Source organism: uncultured Nostoc sp. (assembly GCF_964245445.1).
Lineage (GTDB): Bacteria > Cyanobacteriota > Cyanobacteriia > Cyanobacteriales > Nostocaceae > Nostoc.
Genome location: NZ_CAXTNE010000416.1, coordinates 1 through 4807, shown reverse-complemented (window position 1 = coordinate 4807; position 4807 = coordinate 1). Strand labels below are relative to the sequence as shown.

Annotated in this window: 4 protein-coding genes; all 4 read right to left on the bottom strand. The window is 43.9% G+C overall.

The genetic code is table 11. The features are described 5' to 3' along the window. Positions 1-102: 102 nt before the first annotated feature. Positions 103-1335 carry a tryptophan synthase subunit beta gene (gene trpB, locus ACFE90_RS36315; protein ID WP_375507091.1) on the bottom strand — a complete coding sequence of 411 codons (1233 nt, stop codon included), beginning with the start codon at positions 1333-1335 and terminating at the stop codon, positions 103-105. 59 nt (positions 1336-1394) lie between these two features. After that, the gene (locus tag ACFE90_RS36310; protein WP_375507090.1) at positions 1395-2705 is read right to left on the bottom strand and encodes a tyrosinase family protein; all 1311 of its coding nucleotides are present in this window, start codon (positions 2703-2705) and stop codon (positions 1395-1397) included. A gap of 102 nt (positions 2706-2807) precedes the next feature. After that, positions 2808-3635, bottom strand: a complete 828-nt coding sequence (trpA, locus tag ACFE90_RS36305; RefSeq protein ID WP_375507089.1) for a tryptophan synthase subunit alpha — start codon at positions 3633-3635, stop codon at positions 2808-2810. Between the two features lie 313 nt (positions 3636-3948). Continuing rightward, positions 3949-4782, bottom strand: coding sequence for an indole-3-glycerol phosphate synthase TrpC (gene trpC / locus ACFE90_RS36300; protein WP_375507088.1), 834 nt, complete (start codon positions 4780-4782; stop codon positions 3949-3951). Between the last annotated feature and the right edge of the window lie 25 nt (positions 4783-4807).

Here is a 4807-nt window from a genome sequence, read left to right as displayed (position 1 = left end):
GACGGGGATGTTGTCAAGTGGAGTTTGAGTTACAGCTATCATATTTGTCGTTAGTCATTTGTCATTGGTCATTTTTCATTAGCAAAGGACAAGAAGAGAAAATTAAGGAATAAGAACTTTGGCGACGGTTTGCACATCTTTGTCACCTCTGCCGGAACAATTGATGACGATGCGGGGGTTGCCTGTTAACTGGGGACAAAGGGTTTCTAGATATGCGATCGCATGAGCAGTTTCTAAGGCTGGGATAATTCCTTCTAGTTGCGAAAGCCTTTGAAAAGCTTCTAACGCCTGTTTATCGGTAACACTGTAATATTCAGCGCGGCCAAGATCCATTAAATAACTATGCTCAGGGCCAACGCCGGGATAGTCTAATCCGGCGCTAATTGAATGGGCTTCGATGACTTGACCATCATCATCTTGCAGTAAATAGCTCATTGCACCGTGCAATACACCTACTTTTCCTTTTGTCAAGGTAGCAGCGTGCTTTTCTGTATCTACACCTTCACCCGCCGCTTCTACTCCAATTAGACGCACCGAAGGTTCATGCACAAATTCATTGAATAAGCCGATCGCATTGGAACCTCCACCCACGCAAGCCAGTAGAATATCTGGTAATCCTCCCCATTTTTCTAGAGACTGAGCGCGAGTTTCTACACCAATTATCACGTGGAAGTCACGGACAATCATTGGGTAGGGATGGGGCCCTGCAACAGAACCCAGGATGTAATGGGTTGTTTCCACGTTTGTCACCCAATCCCGAATTGCTTCAGAAGTTGCATCCTTGAGAGTTCCTGTACCTGCCTCTACTGGACGAACTTCTGCCCCCATCAACTTCATCCGAAACACGTTCAGGGCTTGGCGTTCCATATCCTGGACGCCCATGTAAATCACACATTTCAAACCAAACCTAGCACATACAGTTGCAGTCGCAACCCCGTGTTGACCTGCCCCTGTCTCTGCAATAATCCGTTGCTTGCCCATGCGTTTAGCTAGCAACACCTGAGCTAAAGCATTATTAATTTTATGAGCGCCTGTATGATTTAAATCTTCGCGCTTTAAATAGATTTGCGGCCCCGTGCCATCTGGTCTAGCGTAGTTTGTTGTCAGGCGTTCAGCAAAATATAATGGGCTGGGTCGTCCTACATAGTCACGCAGTAAGTTTTGCAGTTCTGCTTGGAAACTCGGCTCATTGCAATATTGGTGAAACGCCGCTTCCAATTCACTTAATGCAGGCATTAAAGTTTCGGGGACGTACTTACCGCCGAATTTTCCAAACCTGCCTAAAAGGTCAGGTCGCACAGCCGTAGTTGAAATGATAGCGTTGATGTCTTGGATACTTACCACAGTTGAAAATCCTTTTATGTTCAAGTATTTTTTACTTTCGTTCTAACTTTTTAGAACTTATTCCACAGATAAAATTCTTTTCGCGTTTCCTTTTCACGGGTTTCGTAGGTATAGCCGAGTTCCCTGTGATTCAAAACGTCTATAGGGCGCACCAAATCCTTAGAGTCAAATTTTGGTAATAGAGATAGTAAATCTCCTAACGCCGTAGCTTTGGGGGTAGACATACCGCCGTCCCAAGGCCACATTAGGTCTTTAAGATTGTGTCCGTAAGGCTGACTCTGACCATCGGGAGGATAAAAATCGCTACCTTTATGACCGTTTTCTTGCCATTGGGCCCAGAGACGGTCTACGTTCGCATGATGCAACCAAAACACTGGGTCATAAGGCGAACTTGGTATATTGCTCATAGTACCCAAGCCCTTAAACTTTACGGGTCTTGTGCTTGCGTCTATCTGTACCCCACCAACTAAACCATGAATGTAGTTATGTATAAATCCTCCTGGGGTGACTTTACCCTGCTCATCTACAGAGATAAATCCTTCCATAGCAGCGCGAAATAGAGAATAGTTATTAAGACTCAGCGCACGCTCAACATCTTTTTTAGGCACAGGGTAATCGGTCGCAGGAGGTAGCCTTAGAAAACGGACAAGTGATGTACCTAAAGATGTGTTGGTATCTAGGTCAATGTTTAATGCTGGATTCATAACCCAGCCATTTGCAGCAGAAAAAGCCCCAGGCACAGGTCCGCCTGTAAAATTTCCCTGATTTGGAATTTTGATGGTTACTCCTTGACCGTTAGAACCAAGAAAATCATCGTTAAAAACCACATCAATTGATTTGGGGTCAGTCCAATCCCAGTATGGCAGAGTAACATTTGGGTCTACTGCTTGCAGAGCTTGTTCAAATCTGCGAATATATTCTCGATGCCAAGGGAAAAATGCGGCATTTTCATGAGCAAGTTCTTGAACGGAACCATTGGAATGTCCTTTATGGTTATGAATTAAACGTGTTGCCCCTATATGTATGGCAACAAATTGGTCGTAAATACTGAGCTTGCTACCTGCGGGAATTGTAGTTTTTAAGGTTTTGATAGCCTTGACGAAGGCTGTTTTCTCTGCTGATGTCAGGTCAGTTACGTTCTTTCTTACAGCTGGGTGAGCGTATTGTCCTGGAAAATTATAATCCCAATGGTATTTATATTGTCCGCGATCAATGCGATCGTGGGCGAAGACTGTAAGCGCACAGGCGGTAACTAGAAGTACGCTATAAATTAATATTTTGACAGATTTCAGCAGGAGTTTCATAGCCAAGATTTCCTTTATATTTCTTCCTTTGCGACCTTTGCGACGGCAGTCGCTCATGGGAGATACCCCCAAGACCGCGTTGCCTCCCCTTTGCGGTTCGTTATTCTTTATCGAACCACAGAGGCACAGAGAGCGCAGAGAGAGAAAAAAGAGAGCTTTTTATTTTGCGGAACCAACTTGTTGCAGGGATATTGGAGTAATGGCTGTTTTAAGTTCTCGGCAGAGTTGTTCAACAGCTTGCAATCCTTCTGTGGGAGTACCTTCTGCTAACCTTTTAACGAAGGCACTACCAACAATCACTGCGTCTGCGCCCCATTCTTTTACTTGATGTGCTTGTTCTGGTCCTGAGATGCCAAAACCAACGCCGATGGGTTTATCGGTGACGCTTCGCAAATCTGTTAATAGATACTTTACGCGGTCTTGAATTTGAGCGCGGATACCTGTAACACCTGTAACGCTCACTAGGTAGATAAAACCCTGAGATTGATGAGCGATCGCTTCAATTCTATCTCTAGAACTGGTAGGAGCTACGAGTAAAATTACCTCAATTCCGAAAGATGCAGCAGTTTGGATTAATTCTTCTGCTTCTTCTAAGGGTAAGTCTGGCACTACCAACCCTTGTACGCCAGCAGCAGCAATTTTTCCTAAAAATGGCTTAATACCTCGGTGCAAAATGGGATTGTAATAAGTAAATAGAATTATCGGTGCTTTTAGGTTAGGACTCACCACCTGTAACATCTCTAGCACTTGCTCTAATTTCGTGCCTTTTTGCAAAGCGCGGGTTGCTGCTGCTTGAATCACAGGCCCATCTGCTAGAGGATCGGAGTAGGGAACGCCCAACTCGATGAAGTCTGCACCATTGCGATCTAAGATACGTAAAGCCTGGGCAGTGGTTTCTAAGTTAGGATCGCCTGCTGTGATAAACGGGATTAAAGCACACTGTTGGCGATCGCGTAAAGTTTGAAAGGAAGCGGAGATAGAAGTCATGCTGAAAATTAGTTAATGATTGGTTAATAGTTTTGGAATAATTTACACTTAGCAATTAGCGATGCCCACGCTAGATTTTTTGTCGTCGAGTCTTTGATACTGGTGAATGAGTCTTTTAGCTTCGTTAACGAGTCTTTGATACTGGTGAATGAGTCTTTTAGCTCCGTTAGGGAATAAAGAAAGGGTTAAGGGGGAAGGGAAAAAGGAATCTTGCCCCTTAAGTATCCCCTTTACCCGCATTCTGCAAGAAACTTATTTTCCTAAAGAGCCACCCAACCGCCTTAGAAAGGCTTGCTTTAATTTTGAAGGAAGGTTAGGGAGAATCAAGTCTTAGCAAACTACGCACTGCTTGTTCGACATCGCTTTGTTTAACTAAAGATTCTCCAATCAGAACCGCACGCGCACCAGCAACAGCTACAAGAGATAAATCAGCAGGTGTATACAGTCCAGATTCGCTGACGACGGTGATATCCAAACTTTGTAATTGTTGTTGACGCTGTGCTAAAAGTTGCTGTGTTGTGCCTATATCAAGGGTAAAATCTTCTAAATTGCGATTGTTGATTCCTACTAAACTTAGTTTGTCAAGCTTTAGCACTCGATCCAGTTCAGCCAAGGTATGAACTTCTACCAGTGCATTCATGCCTAAATCATGAATTAGTTGCAAAAAACCCTGAAGTTCTTGATCTGATAAAATGGCAGCAATTAATAAGACTGCATCTGCACCTGCTGTTCGTGCTAAATAAATTTGATAGGGGTTAATGATAAACTCTTTGCACAGTAGTGGTAATGCTACTTGTAATCGCACAGCCCGCAGATTATCAAAACTGCCCTGAAAAAACTTTTGGTCAGTCAGGACTGATAAACAAGCTGCGCCACCTCTTTCATAAGCTTGAGCAACAGCTACGGGATCAAAATCTGCGCGGATAATCCCACGGCTAGGTGATGCCTTTTTTACCTCGGCAATTAAGCTAGGTTGGTTGGGATTTTCTTGCAAAGCATTCAAGAAATTTCGCACAGTCGGGGCTGCATTTAACTGTTGTCGCAAAGAAGTTAAAGGCAGTTCTTGCTGCATTTTTGCGACTTCTTTCTTTTTATGCAACACAATTTCTTTAAGAATATGGCGGGGAGGGGCAACTTGGTTAGTCATAATCTTTTAGGGGAGTGGGGAGTGG